20 protein-coding genes, 1 tRNA gene and 1 pseudogene are annotated in these 20,467 nt (G+C 42.4%); 13 read left to right on the top strand and 9 right to left on the bottom strand.

Annotated elements, in window-relative coordinates; all coding sequences use genetic code 11:
- Positions 1-12: 12 nt before the first annotated feature.
- From folK to G626_RS0101415, 10 genes and pseudogenes are all read left to right on the top strand, one after another.
- Positions 13-564, top strand: a complete 552-nt coding sequence (gene folK, locus G626_RS0101465; RefSeq protein ID WP_022931019.1) for a 2-amino-4-hydroxy-6-hydroxymethyldihydropteridine diphosphokinase — start codon at positions 13-15, stop codon at positions 562-564.
- A complete protein-coding gene (locus G626_RS0101460) occupies positions 545-1,354 on the top strand; it encodes a segregation and condensation protein A (protein ID WP_022931018.1) in 810 nt (269 codons plus the stop codon). The genes folK and G626_RS0101460 overlap by 20 nt, the downstream gene beginning before the upstream one ends.
- 134 nt (positions 1,355-1,488) lie before the next feature.
- A complete protein-coding gene (gene scpB / locus G626_RS0101455; protein ID WP_022931017.1) occupies positions 1,489-2,028 on the top strand; it encodes an SMC-Scp complex subunit ScpB in 540 nt (179 codons plus the stop codon).
- Between the two features lie 31 nt (positions 2,029-2,059).
- Positions 2,060-2,818, top strand: coding sequence for a pseudouridine synthase (locus G626_RS0101450; RefSeq protein WP_033421543.1), 759 nt, complete (start codon positions 2,060-2,062; stop codon positions 2,816-2,818).
- A 109-nt stretch (positions 2,819-2,927) separates the two neighbouring features.
- Positions 2,928-3,962, top strand: coding sequence for a hypothetical protein (locus G626_RS0101445; RefSeq protein ID WP_156003131.1), 1,035 nt, complete (start codon positions 2,928-2,930; stop codon positions 3,960-3,962).
- Between the two features lie 89 nt (positions 3,963-4,051).
- Positions 4,052-4,756 carry a phosphatase PAP2 family protein gene (locus G626_RS17100; RefSeq protein ID WP_022931014.1) on the top strand — a complete coding sequence of 235 codons (705 nt, stop codon included), beginning with the start codon at positions 4,052-4,054 and terminating at the stop codon, positions 4,754-4,756.
- 74 nt (positions 4,757-4,830) lie between these two features.
- Positions 4,831-7,194: pseudogene (rpsA, locus tag G626_RS0101430) on the top strand (30S ribosomal protein S1).
- A gap of 56 nt (positions 7,195-7,250) precedes the next feature.
- Positions 7,251-8,159 carry a sigma 54-interacting transcriptional regulator gene (locus tag G626_RS0101425; RefSeq protein ID WP_022931013.1) on the top strand — a complete coding sequence of 303 codons (909 nt, stop codon included), beginning with the start codon at positions 7,251-7,253 and terminating at the stop codon, positions 8,157-8,159.
- A 33-nt stretch (positions 8,160-8,192) separates the two neighbouring features.
- Entirely contained in the window at positions 8,193-8,864 is a 672-nt protein-coding gene (locus G626_RS17095) for a tetratricopeptide repeat protein (RefSeq protein ID WP_022931012.1), read from the top strand.
- A gap of 27 nt (positions 8,865-8,891) precedes the next feature.
- A complete protein-coding gene (locus tag G626_RS0101415; protein ID WP_022931011.1) occupies positions 8,892-9,608 on the top strand; it encodes a hypothetical protein in 717 nt (238 codons plus the stop codon).
- Positions 9,609-9,640: 32 nt separating this feature from the next.
- Here G626_RS0101415 and G626_RS0101410 read toward each other — a convergent pair.
- The 6 genes from G626_RS0101410 to sufC all read right to left on the bottom strand — a co-directional run bounded on the left by G626_RS0101410 (position 9,641) and on the right by sufC (position 14,987).
- A tRNA-Arg gene (locus G626_RS0101410) sits at positions 9,641-9,714 on the bottom strand.
- Positions 9,715-9,801: 87 nt separating this feature from the next.
- Complete coding sequence (gene sufU / locus G626_RS0101405) at positions 9,802-10,230, bottom strand: Fe-S cluster assembly sulfur transfer protein SufU (protein WP_022931010.1); 429 nt, start codon at positions 10,228-10,230, stop codon at positions 9,802-9,804.
- 126 nt (positions 10,231-10,356) lie between these two features.
- Positions 10,357-11,601 carry an aminotransferase class V-fold PLP-dependent enzyme gene (locus G626_RS0101400; RefSeq protein ID WP_022931009.1) on the bottom strand — a complete coding sequence of 415 codons (1,245 nt, stop codon included), beginning with the start codon at positions 11,599-11,601 and terminating at the stop codon, positions 10,357-10,359.
- A 68-nt stretch (positions 11,602-11,669) separates the two neighbouring features.
- Positions 11,670-12,752: a SufB/SufD family protein gene (locus G626_RS0101395; RefSeq protein ID WP_022931008.1), complete on the bottom strand. Its 1,083-nt coding sequence runs from the start codon at positions 12,750-12,752 to the stop codon at positions 11,670-11,672.
- An 80-nt stretch (positions 12,753-12,832) separates the two neighbouring features.
- Positions 12,833-14,245, bottom strand: a complete 1,413-nt coding sequence (gene sufB, locus G626_RS0101390) for a Fe-S cluster assembly protein SufB (RefSeq protein ID WP_022931007.1) — start codon at positions 14,243-14,245, stop codon at positions 12,833-12,835.
- Between the two features lie 4 nt (positions 14,246-14,249).
- The gene (gene sufC, locus G626_RS0101385) at positions 14,250-14,987 is read right to left on the bottom strand and encodes a Fe-S cluster assembly ATPase SufC (protein ID WP_022931006.1); all 738 of its coding nucleotides are present in this window, start codon (positions 14,985-14,987) and stop codon (positions 14,250-14,252) included.
- A gap of 265 nt (positions 14,988-15,252) precedes the next feature.
- Between sufC and G626_RS0101380 the strand changes: the two genes are divergently transcribed.
- The 3 genes from G626_RS0101380 to G626_RS0101370 are packed head-to-tail and all read left to right on the top strand — an operon-like array spanning position 15,253 to position 16,952.
- Complete coding sequence (locus tag G626_RS0101380; RefSeq protein ID WP_033421540.1) at positions 15,253-15,681, top strand: acyl-CoA thioesterase; 429 nt, start codon at positions 15,253-15,255, stop codon at positions 15,679-15,681.
- Entirely contained in the window at positions 15,682-16,299 is a 618-nt protein-coding gene (locus tag G626_RS0101375; protein ID WP_022931004.1) for a hypothetical protein, read from the top strand.
- Positions 16,300-16,313: 14 nt separating this feature from the next.
- Positions 16,314-16,952: a thiamine diphosphokinase gene (locus G626_RS0101370; protein ID WP_022931003.1), complete on the top strand. Its 639-nt coding sequence runs from the start codon at positions 16,314-16,316 to the stop codon at positions 16,950-16,952.
- Positions 16,953-16,979: 27 nt separating this feature from the next.
- On the opposite strand, the gene G626_RS0101365 is transcribed toward G626_RS0101370, so the two are convergent.
- From G626_RS0101365 to G626_RS0101355, 3 genes are all read right to left on the bottom strand, one after another.
- Positions 16,980-17,801: a sugar phosphate isomerase/epimerase family protein gene (locus tag G626_RS0101365; protein WP_022931002.1), complete on the bottom strand. Its 822-nt coding sequence runs from the start codon at positions 17,799-17,801 to the stop codon at positions 16,980-16,982.
- Positions 17,802-17,911: 110 nt separating this feature from the next.
- Positions 17,912-18,799 carry an alpha-hydroxy acid oxidase gene (locus G626_RS0101360; RefSeq protein WP_022931001.1) on the bottom strand — a complete coding sequence of 296 codons (888 nt, stop codon included), beginning with the start codon at positions 18,797-18,799 and terminating at the stop codon, positions 17,912-17,914.
- Positions 18,800-18,909: 110 nt separating this feature from the next.
- A complete protein-coding gene (locus G626_RS0101355) occupies positions 18,910-20,466 on the bottom strand; it encodes a GH39 family glycosyl hydrolase (RefSeq protein ID WP_022931000.1) in 1,557 nt (518 codons plus the stop codon).
- Position 20,467 lies beyond the last annotated feature (1 nt).

The raw sequence follows: 20,467 nt of genomic DNA, 5'->3' as shown, positions 1-20,467 counted from the left end.
AGGTGAATTATTATGAAACGAGTGCTTCTGGGCCTTGGTTCAAACAAATCTTTCAATAATAAATCACCTCTTGAGCTCCTTGCCGCTGCTGGTCAGGAGCTTTGCAGCCTGATGAGTGACCTGCATTTTTCAAGCGTATACAAAACGCCTGCCATGTATGTTACTGACCAGGAAGATTTTTACAATGCGGCGGCCATCGGCTATGTGGCCGACTCTGCCGACGCATTTGATTTTTTACATAAAATAAACGAAATCGAGGCTAAGTACGGCCGGGACCGCGCGAAGGAAATACGCTTTGGTCCCCGCTCCCTCGATATAGATATAGAACTTTTTGGAGATGAAACAATCGACGCTCCCGACCTTCAGATTCCGCATATCCGGATGGAAGAAAGAGCCTTTGTTTTGATACCTTCCATTGAAGTTTTAAAATATTCTGCCGATGAATTAGTTAGGGAAAAATATATAAAATGCCTTGAGGCCGTCAAAAAAACGGGTGGGGCTGAAGGAATTAAAAAATTAATGGAATTCCCTAAGGCGGTAGAATATGGAAGAAATGGAAAATAACAATGACGGAACAGCAGTTGCAGTAAAGCATGCTTATAAGGCCGGTGAATTTGAAGGACCTCTCGACCTTCTCTGGACTCTTATCCGTGAAAGTAAAGTAAATATCTACGACATCCCTATTGCTCAGATTACAGAGCAGTATCTTGAATATCTTGATTACGCAGTACAGACAGACCTGGGTGACCTTTCGGAATTCTACAGCTGGGCTGCAAAACTCATTTACATTAAAAGCCGAATGCTTCTTCCTGTTGAAGTTGCTTATGATGATGAGGATGAAGAAGACCCACGTGCAGAGCTTGTAGAAAAACTTATTGAATATCAGAAGTTTAAGAAGCTTTCCTCTCTTATGGAAGAGCAGGAAGATGATTCAGAATGGAACTTTGAACGCAAAAAGATTCAGCGCGTTCTGCCATTTGATGATACAGAAGATATGTGGGAAGAGGTAGACACCTGGGAACTTCTGCAGCAGATGCAGGATATCTTCAAGTCTATCATGAAGCAGTATTCAAACGAAAAGATTTTGAATATGTACGAGGAGATTTCTGTAAACGAGAAAATCACCCTCATGAATGAGCTTCTTGAAGACAAAAAAGAATGTATGTTCACAGATCTTCTTACAAGACCTGGCAACGAAATGGACGTAATCTGCGCCTTCATGGCAATCCTCGAAGCAGTAAAATTTAAGATGATTACAATTTTCCAGAATAAACTTTTCGGCGATATTAAGATTTGTGCCCGAGAAGATAATTCTGGATATATCCCTTCAGAAGAAGAGTTGACCTCAAATTAATATTTATGCCACACGGATTCGGAATTACTAACGTAATTCCATATAAAATTATAAAAAAGATTTTGCGTTAGCAAAATCCAATCCGTGTGGCAAATATCTTTTTTATTGTTCGTATTTGTGGTATTATCTCACTCATGGACTTTAATAAAGAAACTGCACTTGTTGAAACTATTTTATTTCTGGAAAGCGAACCACTTACCGCCAAGGTGCTTGCAAATAAAGCACAGCTTTCCGAAGAAGTAACAGAAAAGTGCCTTGAAAAATTAAAAGAAAAATACGGCGCAGAAGATTCCGGCATTGAGCTTGCAATGATTACAGGCGGCTGGTGTCTGGCACCAAAAAAAGAATATTGGGAAGTGCTCAAAGAATTTTACGGTTCAAAACGCGAAGGCCGCCTTTCCAAATCAGCTATGGAAACCCTTGCCATCATCGCCTATTCACAGCCAATTACCCGTGCAGAAATTGAACAGATTCGCGGCGTTGGCGTAGATAACATGATCCGCCTTTTGATGGAGCGAAACCTCATCAAAGAAGTCGGTAAAAAAGAGGCTCCTGGCCGCCCGACACTTTTTGGAACAACAAAAGAGTTCTTAAAGCTTTTCCGCCTGAACTCAATTGCAGAACTGCCAAAGCTCGACGAAGACGAGCAGGAGAGATTCGAACTTGCCCGCTAGTGATTTTAAGAAAAAGGCTCAGCCTGCCGCTATAGACGCTGCAGACTCTTCAGAAAAGACCCGCCTCCAGGCTTATCTTGCTCACTGCGGGGTTGCAAGCCGCCGAGCTTCAGAACAGATAATCCTCGATGGTCGCGTTGCCGTTAATGGCCAGACAGTTACAGAACTCGGTACAAAGGTAGGCGAGGGCGACAAGGTAACTGTAGACGGAAAGCCTGTTCATCTCGAAAGCCGCAAGTGTTACGTTCTCCTTAATAAGCCGGCAGGTTTTGTATGCTCTGCAAGTGACGAAAAAGGCCGCCAGGTAGCAGCAGACTTACTCCGCGACAGCTACAAGGAACGCCTTTACAATGTAGGCCGTCTGGACATGTATTCCAAGGGAATGATTCTCTTTACAAACGACGGCGACTTTGCAGCAAAACTCAGCCATCCATCCAGCCAGATTGAAAAGGAATATATAGTAGAAACAAGCCAGGATGTTAGCCCGGAAACAGCGGCACTTCTGGAACACGGTGTTCGTGTAGATAACGTTTTTTACAAGTGCGTCCGCTGTGAAGTCCTGAAACCACGAAAAATCAAAATCATTCTTATAGAAGGTAAAAACCGCGAAATCCGAAAAATGCTGGAAAGCCAGAATATCGGAACCCGCTCTCTGGTGCGCGTGCGAATCGGAAACGTAAATCTTGATGATTTAAGACCCGGTGAACATAGGGACTTGACCGAAAAAGAAATAAAAGGGCTTCTCCAACTTTGCAAAAAAATAATTGCCACACGGATTCGAAATGCCTAACGGCATTTCATAAAAATAAAAAAAATAGATTTTGCGTTAGCAAAATCCAATCCGTGTGGGAATCAATTTGACAAATCCACATTTCATATTTTATAATCTTTCTGTTACTATGAATAAAATCATAACAGCTTACCGCAACCGCTACTATATTTCGCCTGCAGATTTAGCAGACTCAGCAGAAACAAACAGACTTCATTTATTTTTTATAAGTCCATTTCTTTTTTTATTTGGAATCGTTAATCTTACTTTTTTTATTTTTTATTACCGCAATAATCTTTGTCAGCATCTGCCAACCTTTATTTATTATGGCGTTATTATTCTTGTAAGTCTTTATATGTATATAGCATCATTTCTTGCAAAAAAAGCTCCAAGAGAAAAGGCTTATATTGTCAAGAATATCCCCTTTTATGTTGGCTTTGTTGTTTTTCTGGCAAGTGGAATTCTGGGGGTTTATGATAATCAGCCTTTTAACGGTTTAATTACTTATGCACTTACAGATATTCTGGCCTTGTGTGTTTTTTCTTTTTCACCTTTTTTATTCCTGTTCAGTCATATTATCGGGGGCAGTATTATGGCTCCTGTTTTATATGATGCCTTTGGAATGACTGGTTTATTGAATGTTATCCTTACGGCTTTTCTGATGATCTGTCTTTCTTTGTATAAAAGACGTACTGAAAAGAAAATCATCATGCTTCTTAAAAAACAGAAGCAGAATCTTGAGGCAAAAACCTTCGGAAGTTTTACTCTTTTGTACAATAATCAGGTAATTAAATTTTCACGTTCAAAATCAGAAGAACTTATGGCCTATTTGATTTATAAAAATGGCTGCTCTGTAAAAACAAAAGAATTGATTACAGCCCTTTACGGTAAAAGCGCAGACTCTTCGCGTTACGGTTCTAATATCAGAAATCTTATAGTTGATATAAAGCATACTCTTGCAGACCTTGATGTTCAGAACTTTTTTATTACAGAATACAACAATTTCCGAATTAATCCGGAAGTTATAAAATGCGATTATTATGATTTTCTTGCAGGTGATAAAGAAACTGTAAAGAACTTTGCCGGTCAGTTTATGAGTCAGTATAGCTGGGCAGAGAATGCAAGTAGCTTTATGGGATATAAGGTGCTGAAGAATAAAGTCTAAATATGATATAATATAAACTCTTCGCCGCTGCAATCTTTGCAATGACGAAAAAAAATGATAGCTTCGCAAAAGACGAAGGGGAGATTAGTATGACAAAAAAACAAATCTTATCTTTACTTGGAGTTTTTATTCTTGGATGTGCCCTGCTGCTTACTGCAAGCCTTGCTAAAAAGCACAGAAAGGCAGTTGAATGGGATGGAAATCCTTATAATATTGAAAATATAAACGCTTTTGATGCAAAGCTGGCTCAGCCTTATAACAGAACTTTTGACAAAATTGGAGATGTGGGAGTTATGCTGGCGGGAGCTATAGTTGCAGCCGCTGTAATTGCTGCTTTTTTTACATCATTATCAAAAGACAAATTAAAAGCCTTTAAGGTTGCCGTAACAGACAGCCTTTATTTTGGCATAAGCGGGGTTTATGCCAACAGCATTTACAGAATCTTAAAAACTGCTGCAGGAAGAATTCGCCCTTATATGTATTTTGCAAATCCAAGTGAGAAGGGCATTGCAGAAGGTGACTTTTTCCGTTCCTGGCCAAGCGGACATTCTGCAAATGTTTTTATTGCCTTTGGATTTTTACTTACCTGGTTTGCAGTTCGCTATTCAGATTCAAAATTCAAAAAGCCGGTGCTGACCTTTACTCTGCTGGTATGTCTTGCAACAATGCTTTTAAGAATGCTCAGCGGAAATCACTTTTTAACAGACGTGCTTTCGGGCGCGGTTCTTGGTTTTGTAATCAGTTATGGAATTTCAAACTTGTGTTATAAGATTTATGGAAAGGAGATAGAATAGTGTCATTCCGAACTTGTTTCGGAATCTTTATAAAGATGCTGAAACAAGTTCAGCATGACATATCTGGAGGAAATATGATAATTGCAATTGACGGACCTGCTGGAACAGGAAAGTCTACTATTGCCAAAATGCTGGCAGAAAAGCTGGATTTTACCTTTTTGAACAGCGGTGGTTTTTACCGTACCCTTACAATGGCCGTTTTAGATGCCGGGGTTGATTATAAGGATGAAAAAGCAACCCTGGATTTTTGCCGTAAGCAGAAAATCGAATATACAAAAGAAGGTCATTTCATCCTTAATGGAACTGATGTTACGGACCATCTGCATGATGACCGGGTTACTGCAAATGCAAGTCAGGTTAGTTCTATAGTAGAAATCCGTCATCTGGTAAATGACCTTATGCGGGAGATAACAAAGAGTATGAACATCGTGTGTGAAGGCCGCGATATGACAACCGTTGTATTCCCGAATGCCGAAGTAAAGGTTTATCTGGATGCTTCTGCCGAGGTTCGCGCCCGCCGCCGCTTTGACCAGGGCGTAAGTGATATGACCCTCGAAGAAATCAAGGCTGCCATAGAAAAGCGCGACGAAATGGATAAAAACAAGAAGGAAGGCTCTCTTAAAATTGCAAAAGATGCACTATATATAGATACTTCTAACTTGACGATAGACAATGTTTGTGCGATAATAGAAAAACAAATTTCATAAATTAAAGGTTTTAGAATGGAAGAAATGGAAGTGGAAAAGGAAGAAGCTCAGAACTCCAAGAGCGACTTTCAGACACAATTAGAGGAGTCCCTGAAAGAATTTAATGCACCACAGGCTGGTCAGATGGTAGAAGGTATCGTAGTACAGATTACCAATGACTATGTTTATGTTGACATTGGAGACAAGTCAGAGGGATTAATCCCTACAGAGGAGTTCGCAGACGATCTGCCGAAAGAAGGGGATAAGGTTCAGGCGTTTTTGTCAGGATACAATGCAAATGGTCCTGTATTGTCAAAGAAGAAGGCTGATTCAAAACGCTACATGAAAGAGATTCAGTCAGCATGGAAGGATAAAACTCCTGTTGATGGCGTTATCGTAAAAGTTGTTAAGAGCGGTTACGAAGTTGATTTGGGAATTGACCGTATGGCATTCCTTCCTATCAGCCAGGCCGACGCTGAAAAGATTGAAAAGCCTGAATCATTGATTGGTTTGAGATCTAAGTTCTATATTGAACGTCTTTATTCAGATAATAAACTTAACCCTGTAGTTAATCGCCGCAAGTATCTTGAAGAAGAAATCGACGAAAAACGCGATGCATTCTTCAACTCAGTACAGATTGGCGACACTGTAAAGGGTACTGTAAAGAGCTTTACAAGCTTTGGTGCATTCATTGATTTGGGAGGCTTCGATGGTCTTCTCCACATCAACGATATGAGCTGGGGCCACGTAGCTCGTCCTAAGGATTTCGTAAAGAAAGGGCAGGAAATCGAGCTTAAGGTTATCCGCCTTGATCCTGCTGAAAAGAGAATTAACCTCTCTCTCAAGCACTTTGCAGAAGATCCTTGGATTCACTTCGAAGAAAAATATCATGTTAATGACATCGTAAAGGGTAAGGTTACAAAGCTTACAGAATTCGGTGCATTCGTTGAACTCGAAGAAGGAATTGAAGGTCTTGTACACATTTCTGAGTTCTCTTGGACAAAGAAAGTAAACAAGCCAGGCGATATGGTTTCTGTTGGTCAGGAAGTTGAAGCAATGATCCTTGGTTATGATATCCAGGCTGGTCGTGTTTCTCTCGGCTTTAAGCAGGCTACAGAAAATCCATGGGATTCAATTGCAGAAAAATATGCTGTTGGAACAAAAATCAAGGGTAAGGTTGTTAAGATTACAAACATCGGCGCATTCATTGCTCTTGAAGACGGAATTGACGCTTTCCTCCATGCAGATGACATCTCTTGGACAAAGAAAGTTAAGCATCCGGGCAGCGAATTGACTGTAGACCAGGAAGTTGAAGCTGTAGTAATTGAGTGCGACCCAGAAGCTCACAGAGTTAAGGTCGGAATCAAGCAGCTTACAGATAATCCTTGGAAGGCATTCGCAGAAGAATATAAGCCTGGTTCAACTTTGGAAGGTGAAATTACTTCTATCACAGATTTCGGAATCTTCGTAAAGGCTCCAAACGGAATTGAAGGTCTTGTAAACAAAGCAAACCTCAGCGACGACAAGGATGTTCCTTTTGAAGAGGCTGTTACAAAATACAAGGTTGGCGATAAAATCAACGTATTCGTTGTAGACGTAAAGGTAGACAAGGAGCAGGTTGCATTCTCAGTACGTGAGTATAAGAGAAAGCAGCAGCGCGACGAAATCTCACAGTATATGTCTAGTTCGAATGACGATGACGACGGAGCATACACACTCGGTGATATGCTCAAGTCTCAGAAAAACGACTAGATGAAGTAAGGTTGCCGGGTTCGCCTGGCAATCTTCTTTTTAACTTGCGGGTGGGAATGGAAAAAAAAGTAACTCCTTTTGCAGGGCAGAGCGCTTTTGCAAAAGAAACTGGTACGCTGGTACAAACTCTCTCTAAGAACAATGCTTCGGTATTGCTAATTGGCGAGCGGGGAACAGGCAAACGCCTTATTGCCCAGCATATTCATTTTTCAGCCGCAGGTAATTTTGGTTATTTTTTTGAGATAAACTGCAGGTCTTTCACAGAAGCCGAAGTTCTTGGTGCTTTTGAAACTGTAAGCCGACTGATTGCTTATGATCAGAAAATAACACTTTTTGTCTGTTTTGCAGACCGTCTTACACTTTCTTTACAGAAAGCCTTTCTTGAACTTATAAAAAAGGTAACGGAAAAAAATCTTAACTTCAGGATTATTTCTTCCGTTGAAAAACCGCTGGAAGAAGCTGTGGCTGCTGGATCTTTTCTTTCTGAATTATACTGCAGGCTTAATTCTGTAGTTTTGAATATTCTGCCTTTAAGGCAGAGAAAGGAAGATATAATTCCTATAGCGCAGAGTTATCTGACCAGCTTCAGCAAAAAGAGTGGAATTGCTTTTACTTCTTTTTCTGAAGGTGCACAAAAAGCCCTTCTTGCACATTTCTGGCAGGGAAATGCAGACGAGCTTATAAATGCAGTACAGAGGGCTTTTATTGTAGGAGAGCCTCCTGTAATCAGTGAATCTGATTTAGGCTTAAGCCAGGCTGCTACATCATCTATAGTTTCTGAAACTGTAGAAGGTATTGGCGAAGACAAGAGTCTTAAAACTGCAATAGATACCTTTAAAAAGGAATATCTTACAAAGATTCTGGAAGAAAACGACTGGAATCAGACTAAGACTGCTGCTGTGCTTGGAATACAGCGTACTTATGTGATAAGATTAATGAATGAACTGCACATTCGCAGGCAGTAAATTGTAAAACATTTATATTGAGGATTTTATAAAATGGCAGATTACGAAGAAATGACCGCAAGCAAAAAACTTGCAGCCTTTATTGAAAAAAACAAGAAAGCATTTATAGCATGCCTTATTGTTCTTGTATGTTGTCTGATTGGTTATATTGTTTTTGCTTCTGTAGCTGAATCAGGAAAAGAAAAAGGTTTACAGGCACTTGATGAAATCACTTTTGAAATGACAGACAAGAGCTCTGATATTGAAGAGGCTGAAATTGCAACAAGACTCAGCACTGCTTTTGAAAAGGCTTCTGCATATACAAACAAGGGCGGAATTGTAGGTGCACGTGCAAATATGCTTTGTGCTGAAATCACTTACCAGCAGAAAAAGTTTGCTGAATCAGCTGATTTCTGGAAGGCAACTGCAGAAAAGGGTAAGAAGACTTATCTTGCTCCTTTGGCATATTTTAATGTTGCTGCATGCCTGGAAGAAACTGGTAATACAGATGCAGCTCTGGAGAATTACAAGCTTGCTGCAGATAACAATGACTTTGTAATGAGAACTCATGCAAAGTTCAACTATGGCCGCCTTCTCGAATCAAAAGGTGACTATGCAGCTGCTGCTGAAGCATACAACGAATTGAACGATAACTATACTGATGATGCATGGGCTGACCTTGCAAAGTCTAGACTTATCGCTCTTAAAAAAGACGGAAAAATCTAATAATCCATTCTGAAATTTGATATATATATGAATAAGGTATTCTGTAGAATAAGAAATATTTCTTCTTTATTTTTTACAGGATGCCTTATTCTATTTAACCTTTCCTGTGGGCTGGATACTTTTTATGTTATTGATGGCCCTACAAACGTAATTCATAAACCTGACTGTTCATCCATCGACTATTCAGACAATTATTTTGATTTTTATACTACAGATAAAACTTATGATAATCTAAAGTTTCTCGGTACTGAAGTTTATTACAAAATATATAAAAGCCAGACCCGATTGAACTCAGAAGCAAATGATTTGATTTCAATTGCAAATAAATCTGATTCTGCCTCTTCTGCGGCAGAGCGTATGATTCAAAGCTATAAATTTCAGCCTTTGAGAGCTTCTGGTCATGAAGGCGAAAGTGTTCTTATCCCGACAAGCAGTGACAATGTACGCGTGAATATCCGCCTGAGTACTTATACTTTGTATCCGGCTCAGATTACAATTGATGGCTCTGAAAGTATTGGCATTCCTGTAAGAAATCTGCCTACTAAAACAGGATTTAATTTCAGATCTGCACTTCCAGATTCTGTTCCAAAATCTGATGATGTTGATGTAAATACAAGCGGCTCTTCTTCTGACTCTGACTGGTATGTAAGTTTATTTGCAGTTGCAATTGGACAGGATTATACATACTCTCCAATATACAGTAATATTTTATATCTTGGCTCTGTAAGAATCCCTTTAGAATAAAAAAAAGCTTCCCTGTTCAGGAAGCCTTTAAGTGACGCTTGGCAGAATCGAACTGTCGACCTACTGCTTAGAAGGCAGTTGCTCTATCCAGCTGAGCTAAAGCGCCGAAGTGATATTAAATATATCATAAAAGTCTGTTTGAATCAAGAGGTGGTTTCGATACACTCGCTTCGCGAGCTCTCAACCAGCGGCCTTATTTTACTCCTAACATTTCCTTCATTGTTCGCCAGCCGAGCATTGCGCATTTTACACGGGCAGGCATATGAGAAATGTCCTGAAGGGCAGCAGCCTCGTCAAGTTTTTCAAGATCTTCTTCTGTAACCTCACTTTTAATCATGCGGTCAAAGATATCTGCAAGGGCAAGGGCTTCTTCCTTAGTTTTACCAATTATAAGGTCTGCCATCATATCTACAGAGGCCTGGCTGATTGCGCAGCCGCTGCCTGTAAAGCTGGCATCGCTGATTTTTCCGTCCTCACCAAGCTTGAGCTGCAGGGTTATCTGGTCGCCGCAGCTTGGGTTTACGCCTTCCAGACAGAAGTCCGGAGAATCCATCTGGGCCTTGTGAGTAGGGTTTATGTTATGTTCATTTAAGATTTCTCGGTAAAGTTCTTTAGTGTCCATAAAATTAATATACTTGAAATGACAAAAATTGTCATCCTCGGGCTTGACCCGAGGATCTAGAAATCACTGCCATATCTAGATTCCCTGGTCAAGCCAGGGAATGACAAATGCAGTCAGGGAATGACATTAGTCTTTGTATCCCGACCACTCTCTTAAGTGGGATAACTTTTCGAGGAAGATATCAGCTTCTTCTTCTGTATTATAGAAGTAGAGGCTGGCACGGGCTGTTGCTGTTTGTTCCAGGTACTGACCAAGGGGCTGCGCACAGTGGTGGCCGGCACGAATGGCTATGTGTTCTTCGCTAAGGAGAGTTGCAACGTCGTGAGGGTGAACTCCGTCAACAGTAAAGGTTACGATTCCGCAGCGCTTGTTGCCGTCCTTAGGACCGATGATATTTATATGTGGAATATTCTTCATTCCTTCTATAATGCGGCAGGCAAGTTCTGCGTCGTGTTTTTCAATGTTTTCAAGACCAATGCTCTGAATGTAACGGATGGCGGCTGCCATTCCAACGGCATCTCCGGCGCTTACAGTTCCTGCTTCGAACTTGTGAGGAACTTCTGCCCAGGTTGCCTTTTCGCGGGTAACGTATTCAATCATCTCGCCGCCGCGGAGGAAAGGTTCCATTTCTTCTAAGAGTGCACGCTTACCGTAAAGAGCACCTATTCCCATAGGCCCGCAGAGCTTGTGGCCGCTCATGGCAAAGAAATCTGCATTAATTTCCTGTACATCTACTTTCATATGTGGGGCAGACTGAGCTCCGTCCACTATAAAAATAGCGCCGACTGCATGTGCTGCCTCGCCAAGCTTTTTTACAGGATTAGTAACGCCTAATACGTTGCTTACGTGTACAATGGAAACAATCTTTGTTCGTGGGCCGATCTTTGAAGCAATTTCTTCATCACTTATAATGCCGGTCTCTTTATCACATTCAAGGAATACAAGCTTTGCGCCTGTCTTTTTGCAGACCATCTGCCAGGGAACAATATTTGAGTGATGCTCCATGATTGAAACACAGATTTCGTCGCCTTCCTTAAGATTATTAAGTCCCCAGCTGTAAGCTACAAGGTTCAGGCTTTCGCTGGCATTGCGGGTAAAGACGATTTCTGCGGCTTCGCGGGCATTTATGAATTTTGCAACTGTGTCGCGGGCGTTTTCGTATGCCATTGTGGCGCGCTCGCTGAGGGAGTAAAGGCCACGGAGAGGGTTAGCGTTCTCTGTAGCATAGAAGTGTGTCATCGCATTAAGCACAATGAAGGGACGCTGGGCAGTAGCCGCAGTATCAAAATATATAAGTCCTTTGTTTTCACCGGCCTCGTTTTCATCGATAGCCTTAAAAAAAGGGAAGTCTTTTCTGTATTTATTTTCCATTACATACTCCGTCACCCTGAACTTGTTTCAGGGTCTCAGTCATAGATGCTGAAACAAGTTCAGCATGACTATTTTTGTAAAAACTCTTCGATTTCTTTGCGTACTGTTTCGTCTTCTATTGTTGCAGCGGCAGCAGTGACTTTTGCATTTGTGAGCAGCTCTTCTGCAGTTGTCTGGTCTATGCCACGGCTGTTCATGTAAAAGAGCATCTCGTTAGAAAGCTTACCGATTGTAGAACCGTGTTCCGCAGAAATATCTTCTTCACCGCAGAGAATAATTGGTGCGGCCTTTACTACTGCCTTTGGAGACAAAAGCAGGGTAGTTTCGATTTCGTTTCCAACTGAGCCTGCACAGCCCTTAATCATATCAATTGTACCGCGGTAGGTTTTTGTGGCTTCGTCCTTTGCTGTTCCATGAGTCTTCATGGCACAGACAGTTTTCCTTCCCTTGTGAACTACAACCTGATTCATATCAAGATACTGATTTTCCTGGCAGATGTAGGCTGTATCAGAATAGAAAGAAGACTGATAGCCCTCGAGACTAGCGTGGAAGCCTGCGTCAATATGAGAGGCTCCGAGTTCTATCTGAGTAAGGCTTACCTTTGCACGTTCGCCGCAAACTACAGCAGTGTCATCAATCTGATTTACTGCCTTTCCGCAAAGCTGAACCTTACTGATATGCAGTTTAGAATCATCTTCTGCATAAACCTTTGTGATTACGCCGGAAAGAACTTGTGGTTTCGATACGCCCTCCGGGCTACTCAACCACCCGTCATAAACGATGATGATATTAGCAGAAGTTTCTGCCTTTGCATGAATAATCTGATGTGTGGCAGAGTTTGAGTCCAGCTTGATTCTGATGATAAGAGGCTGATCTGGGCTTTTTTCTATTGTGTAGATTTTACCTTCAGAGGCAGCATCAGAAATCAGTTTAGCAGCCTCTTCTCCAATAGAAAACTGAGGCTCAGAAAGCTGTGTTTCTATTGTTTTACCAGAGCTTACCTTAATTCCTTCCGGAAGCTGAACTTCGCATCCCTGATTTTCTGAAAGGTTAAAATCATAACTCACTGAATCCTTGTTTATTTTAAGCCAGGTCCAGGTAAGATATGGAATCGGATTTATGTCTATTGTTGTTTCTCTTGTTTTATCCATTGTTATACCTCTAACATTATTTATGTGGTAAACTCTAAAAAATTGCTCCAAGTTTTCGCAATTATTTTTTTACGAGTTTGCTACATTGAACCCTTCATTTCAAGCTTAATCAAATTATTCATTTCAACTGCGTATTCCAGAGGCAGTTCCTTGCTTACCGGATTTGCAAAGCCGCTTACAATCATGCTGCGGGCTTCGTCTTCAGGAATACCGCGTGACATAAGATAGAAAATTGCGTCGTTGGAAATGCGGCCGATTTTTGCTTCGTGTCCTACATCACATTCGTCGGTTTTGATTACCATTGAAGGAATTGTATCGGAACGGCTTTCGCTGTCCAGCATAAGGCTTTCGCAGGAAACGCTTGTTTTACTGCCTGTTGCATTTTTATCAATATATACAGCTGAGCGGTAGATTGAAACGCCACCGCCTTTAGAAATTGACTTTGTGCTTATGAGGCTTGAAGTGTCCGGCGCAAGGTGTACCATTTTGGCACCTGTGTCCAGCTCCTGACCTGCACCGGCAAAGGTGATTCCTGTGAACTCTGATTTTGCACCACGGCCTACAAGGTCGCTTTCCGGGTAGAGGTAGCTTACGTGGCTGCCGAAGGAACCGCTTACCCATTCAATGGAAGCTCCTTCTTCTACGCGGGCACGCTTGGTGTTGAGGTTGTACATATTCTTTGACCAGTTTTCGATGGTAGAGTAGCGCAGGTGAGCGCCTTTTTTTACAAAAAGCTCTACGGCACCGGCGTGCAGGTTCGCTTCGTTATATTTTGGTGCAGAACAGCCTTCGATAAAGTGCAGGTCTGCTCCTTCGTCCACAATAATCAGTGTGTGTTCAAACTGTCCGGCTCCGCGGGCATTGAGGCGGAAGTAAGACTGAAGAGGGAAGGAAAGGTGAACTCCCTTTGGAACGTAAACAAAAGAACCTCCCGACCATACAGCTCCGTGCAGGGCTGCAAACTTGTGGTCCTTTGGAGTGATGAGGGTCATAAAGTATTCTTTTACCATTGGACCCCATTCTTCGGATTTTAAGGCTTCTTCAAAGCCAAGGTAAACTACACCCTGTTTTGAAACTTCGTTCTGTACGTTATGGTAAACTAACTCAGAGTCGTACTGTGCGCCAACGCCTGCAAGAGATTTTCGCTCAGCCTCGGGAATTCCGAGTTTTTCGAAGGTTTCCTTAATATCATCCGGAACATCTTCCCATTTTCCGCTCATCTGAGTTTTAGGACGAACGTAAGTTGCAATGTTATCGATATTGAGTCCGTCGATTGAAGGCCCCCATTTTGGAACCTTGAGATAGTTGTAAAGTTCGAGCGACTTGAGGCGGAATTCGCGCATCCAGTCGGGGTCGCCTTTTTCATCTGAGATTTTGCTTACAATTTCCGGGGTCAAACCCGATTCAAGACGGAAGGTATTTTCTTCTGTCTCTTCGTAGCGGAAATCGTAGAACTCTCTGTTTATATCTTCTATTATTTGTTTATCTTCCATAAAATTATTTAATGAATTCCTCGAATCCCTTTTCGTTGATTTCCTTGAATAACTGTCCGTCTCCGGTTTTTACGATGTGGCCCTTTACGAGGATGTGGGTTTTGTCTACTGCAAGGCCTTCGAGAATCTTTGTTGTGTGGGTGATAATCAGGAGAGAGCCGTTTGTCATTTTGCGGTACTCTTCGATTCCCTTTGCAACAAAGCGGATGGCGTCTACGTCCAGCCCGGAGTCTGTTTCGTCGAGGATGGCGAAATCCGGTTTGAGCATAAGAAGCTGAAGGATTTCTGACTTCTTGCGTTCACCGCCGGAAAAACCAACGTTGAGGTCGCGGCGGGCGTAATCCGGGTTCATGGAAAGAAGTTCCATGCAGCGCTTGAGCTCCTTCTGAAACTGGAAGAGTTTTACATGCTCGCCGGTTTTCTGCTGAATTGCAGAGCGGATAAAAGCTTCGAGGCTGATGCCTGGAACTTCGAGCGGGCTCTGGAAAGACATGAACATTCCGAGCTTTGCACGCTTGTCGGCACTTTCTTCTGTTATGTCGGTGTCCTTAAAAAGGATTTTTCCGCCTGTGATTTTATAAACGGGATTTCCCATTAAAGCGTTTCCGAGAGAAGATTTTCCGGCGCCGTTTGGTCCCATCAGAACGTGTGTTTCGCCCTGACCAATCTGTATATTAAGGTCTTTGAGGATTTCTTTTCCGTCTTCAAGACCTGCGTTTAAGTTTTGTACGTCTAACAACATAGTTATAATATAGTAAAAAAATAGGTTAAAAACAACAGTTTTTAAAAAAATATACCTATAAACATGGTAGTTAAAAGTATAAAGCGTACATATATTATTATTCTCTCCCGTAGAAAATGACCTGATCCAACGGGGGTGATGTTGTCTCAGGTCATTTTCTACTCCGAGAATAATAATGCAACTACTGAATTCTTCAAAAAACAGGTATTTTGTTTTCTATATTATTAAGATTGACAAAAAGAAGAAAAATGTCGAAAATACTCTTATGAAAACTATTAAACCTTATTTGCACAAAGTTAATTATTACGAAACTGACAAAATGGGAATTACCCATCATTCAAATTATATCCGCTTTATGGAAGAGGCCCGTGTGGATTTTCTGGATCAGCTGGGCTGGAGCTTTATTACGCTTGAGGAAGAGGGAATGGCTTCTCCGGTAATGTCGGTTGAAGGCGTTTATAAGAAGTCGACAACTTTTCCGGATACTATTGAGATTATGGTGGGAATTGAAAAACTTTCTGCTGCAAAACTGACTTTCTCTTATGAATTTAAGTGTAAGGGAGAAGTTGTTTTTCTTGGAAAGAGTACTCATTGCTTCCTTGATACCCGTGGTGTGCCAGTGCTGATTGAAAAACGATATCCGGAATTTTTTACTGATTTGAAAGAGATTTACGAGGCTGGAAAGAAAGAATAAATGGGACGTGAGATTGAAATAAAGATTCCGCTGACAGATGCGGAATATGATAAGATTTTTAAGATAATTTCCGGGGAGCATACTTTGCCTGGTCTTGAGGTTGAAGCTGATGGACTGGAGCATCTTTTAAAATCGGATACTTATTTTTCACGTTATGCTAGTCGTGAAGAGAGTAAGGCAGCTGGTGAGCCTCAGGTTATCCGCATAAGAAGTGAATCTTCCGCAGGTGATAAAACTAACGAACGTTCGTATTTTTGTATAAAGCGTAAGACAATTGAAAACGGAATTGAACTCAACCGCGAAGATGAAAGTTTTGTTGAAAAGCCAGAGGTTGTCCGCGACCTTCTGTTGTTTTCCGGTTATCATCAATTTTTTGAAAAGAACAAGGATGCCTATGGTGTACACTGCCGATCGATAGTTTTACCGGGCTGTGATTTTCACCTTGAGCTTGAAATGGTGAATGGTCTTAAGTATATCGAAGTTGAAGTAACTGACGGAACAGATTCAGCTGATGATGTCCGCGTAGCTCTGGAAAAGTTTATGGAGCTCTTTGGTCTTGATACTTCAAAAAGAGATAAGCGCAGCTGGATGGAAATAATTAACGGGAGCGCCAGATAAGGCGGGTGTACTTGATGAAGCGTTGCCTTATCATTTCAGCAGGTGAGATTCGAGATTATGAACGGGTTAAGTCTTTTTTACAGCCCGATGATTTTTTTATTTTCTGCGATGGCGGACTGATTCATGCTGATGGGCTTGGCCTTAAGCCTGATTTGATTGTTGGTGATTTTGATTCCTGTGATTCTGAAACTTTGGCACGCTGGAAAGATTCCTGCGAGACTGTCCGTCTTCCCCGCGAAAAGGATGATACTGATACTTTATTTGCCGTAAAGCTTGCCCTTGAACGCGGTTATTCTGATTTTCTTTTACTTGGTGCCATGGGCGGCCGTTTTGACCATGCTATGGGAAATGTTTCAATTCTTCTATATTTACACGGACTTGGAAAACGAGCGCTTTTAGTTGATGACTATTCTCAAATGCAGATTGTCGGTAAAGAACCTTTTTTTATTAAAGATAACTGCTCTTATTTTTCTGTTTTGACTGTTGCCGGCGATGTAAGCGGCGTGACAATCAAAAATGCAAAGTACCCGCTGGAAAATGCAAAACTGTCGGCAGACTTTCAGCTTGGAATAAGTAACGAAGTCTTGCCGGGAAAAGTGGCCGAAGTGAGTGTAGAGCAGGGAAAACTTCTGGTAGTTACGGTAGTTGAGTAGGCGAAGCCGTATCGAAACCACCTTGTGTTACAGCCCAAGTCTTTTCTTTACGTATTCCACGCTTTCAAGATATTCTTCGTCAGTTGTCAGGTGTTCGATAATCATTGGCATTTGCGGGTCTTCGGCAGTGGCGAGCTTTGCGTAGAGTTCAATATCTAAAGTTCCTTTGCCACATGCACATTCTTCCAGCTGGAAGGTGTATTCTTCCTTCAGATTAATGTCCTTTAGGTGGCAGCTGCAGATTTTTCCTTTAAGCTTTGTAAAGCATTCTTCGAGGAAGCGGTCATTGAAGAAATATCGTTCCGGCGAAGTAATCATATTTACAACATCCAGGTGGGCTCCAAAGGCTTCACGGTTTACAGCTTCCATAAGTCTTACGTATTCATCCGGGCTAGAAGGAATCATCCAGGGCATAGACTCAATGCTAAATTTTGTGCGAGTTGGTGCTGCGCGGTCTATTATTTTCTGAATCATTTTTACGGCCATGTTCCAGGCTTCTTCCGAAAAGTTCTCACGATAGCCGCCGTCCCAGCGGGGACCGTAAGGAGTTCCAACAACATTTACGCAGCAGCGGGCGTCAATGCGGTCTGCCATTTTCAATTGTTCTACGGCATAGTCTATCCATTTCTGGCGTTCTGCCGGATCGGCTGCAAGTGTGTTTCGCCAGACTCCGACTTCCGCTATTGTGAGACCGGCTGCATCGGCGGCGGCTTTATAGGCCATATAAGTTTCTTCGCCCGCGGTGTAATCTACGGGGAAGTTCACTGTTTTAAGACCTAACGCTTTATGTTTTGCGGCCCAGTCTTTCGGGGAGGTGTGATTAAGTGAAGAAGAGATTCCGAGGTACATTGTGGTCTCCTTAAGCGGTGGTTGAGTAGGCAAAGCCGTATCGAAACCACCGGGGGCTTTATAAATTGTGGTTTCGATACGGCACTTCGTGCCTACTCAACCACCGGTACTTAAAATGTTCTTTTATGAATAACTGTCGGGTCGAAGCTCTTGAGGTCTTTTATTCCTGTGCGGGCCATTGTTGCGGCTAATTCACCTGTCATTTCTTTAATGCGGGCAGCAGTTTTATCCGCTCCTTCCTTTAGAAGCGGCATAAGGTGACGGCCAACGCTTACGGCTATGGCACCAAGGGCGAGGCATTTATAAACATCCATGCCGCTTTCGATTCCGCAGTCAATGAATATCGGGATTTCTCCACGGGTAACCTGAAGAATCTCGCTCAGCATCATTAGAGGCGGAATGGCATAGTTCATTATTCCGTGATGGTGCGAAAGCTGGATTCCTTTGCAGCCGGCCTTAAGACATTTTTCTGCATCTTTTGTGCTGAGTACACCTTTTACGATAAAGGGTGTGTCACCTGCGGCCTGAACAAAATCGTGCAGTTCTTCGGTGCTTTTACTCTTCATAGGAAGCCCCAGTACATTGTCGTAGCCGCCGCTTCCGTTGAAGGCGTGGTCTATGTCCATGCCTAGGGCAAAGCAACCGGCCTTTTTCGCGTGCTCAATTTTACGGAAAACTTCTTTATTGTCTGCGTGAGGTTTTATGATTTTTATTGTGGCAGCGCCGGTTGCACAGATTTCTTCCAGTTCCTTGTCTTCTCCCATACCGACCCAGTGAACGGCATTGGCTTTTGCTGCGGCTTGAGCGTAAAGAACCATGCCGTTTTCTGTTGTGTTTCCAAGGTGGGAGAGAGCCGCTGTCATAACTGGGGTGTCGAAGCTTTGGCCGTAAAGCTCCAGTTTTGTTGAAGGTAAGTCAGAGTCGATATAGCGGGGCTCGATTAAGAGTGAGTCGAAGTAGTCACGGGTGATGGTATCGGAATTGGATGAATAGTTCATTGAAATCTCCTGATTACGGTGGTTGAGTAGGCGAAGCCGTATCGAAACCACCGAGGTTTTATAACAGGTGGTTTCGATACGGCACTTCGTGCCTACTCAACCACCGGGGATTATTTTAATCTTCCGTAGGTATAACCGCGGTCGCTCTTTATTGGTGCTGCTTTAATCTCAAAATAGCAGACTGCATTTTCTTTGAGTGTCAGGCTGATTTTGTTACCGCAGCGTTTTGTCTGAAGGAATGGCTGAGCGGCTGCGCGAAGAAGCTCCAGCTGCTCCTGACTCGGATTTGCAGGCTCTCCTAAATTGTGCCAGGCCTTAAGCGGATTGCAGACTTCTTCATCAACTAATTCTGTAATAAGAACGTTAGGAAGTTTTTCATCTGCAGTCTTTCCCTTTGCCTTATTTTCAAGCGGGAAGGTAAGGTCCAGCTTAAACTCTTTGCCTGTCATTTCTTCATCAACATTCCAGGCTACTCCAGAATAACTACCGTTAGTTTGTTTAACTACGACGCAGTTTTTTGTTTTGAGTACGCATTTTTCGTAGTTCTTTGTAAGTTTTTTATAAAAGGCGAAGGTCCAGAAGGTCGGCTTTGGAATCAGTCCGTTTGCAACCAATCCAAAGCCTCCGTGGAATGGAGTGTAAGGCACACCGGCTTCTTCGAAAATATCGCCAAAGGTCCAGTAAGAATATGAGCGGTGATTGTCACCGAAGGTAGAAAGCATGTTGGCAATGTAGGCGGCATTAAGGTTCATGTCGTGAACAGGAGCATTTGGAATATATGAGGTGTTAAACTCAGTAACGTTTATATCCATGCCCTTGAATTCCTTGAAAGAATCGACTATGCCACGGGTAGAATCAAGCTGACCGAAGCATTTCTCTTTTGGATGAAGTTTAGGGTAGCCGTAGTGGCCATCGTGGGCAGGCATTTCTGTTGTGTAATGATGACGGGTAACAAAGTCCAAGGGACACTTGTTTTTGCGCACAAATTCCAGAAAGGCTTTAATCCATTCTTTATCAGTACCGCCGCAGACTGCAGGTCCGCCAACCTTAAAGCGTTTATCAACTGCCTTTACTGCGCGGGAAGAAACATCATAAAGCTTAAAATATTCTTCCATGTTGGCATCCTTCCAGAAGCCAGGAAGATTCGGCTCGTTCCATACTTCAACCGGCCAGGTAACAACTTCGTCTGCTCCGTAACGGTCCATAAGATGTCGTAGAGTTGCCTGAATCAAGCCGGCCCAGCGGTCGTAGTTATAAGGTGGGGTGGTGTGGCCCTTCCAGTAGAAAATTGAATTGTCGCCGGATGCCAGCTGCTTTGGCATAAAGCCAAGTTCGATAAATGGCTTGATATGGAGTTCTTTGTAAGAGTCCATAACCATATCAAGATAAGTCCAGTTATACTCTACCTGAACTTTTTTTTCGTCTCGGCCTTCCCAGGCGTGAGGGCCAAACTCAGGAACTCCCGGCTGGAACTCGCGGTAAATTGCCATGTCGTCGTGAAAGAGTCCGTGGCCCCTTATATGCTCAAAGCCGATTTTTTCCTGTACAAGCTTTAGCTGTTCGAAATATTGTTTCTGCAAAGCCAGGCCCATGCGGCCGGTTCCTATGCAGTAGAAGGCGTTGTTGTTGAAAAGTTCGTTTTCGTTTCCTGTGATTTTGTAGTTCATT

The sequence above is a fragment of the Treponema bryantii NK4A124 genome (genome assembly GCF_000421345.1).
Classification (GTDB): domain Bacteria; phylum Spirochaetota; class Spirochaetia; order Treponematales; family Treponemataceae; genus Treponema_D; species Treponema_D bryantii_B.
This window is presented reverse-complemented; position numbering and strand designations above follow the sequence as displayed.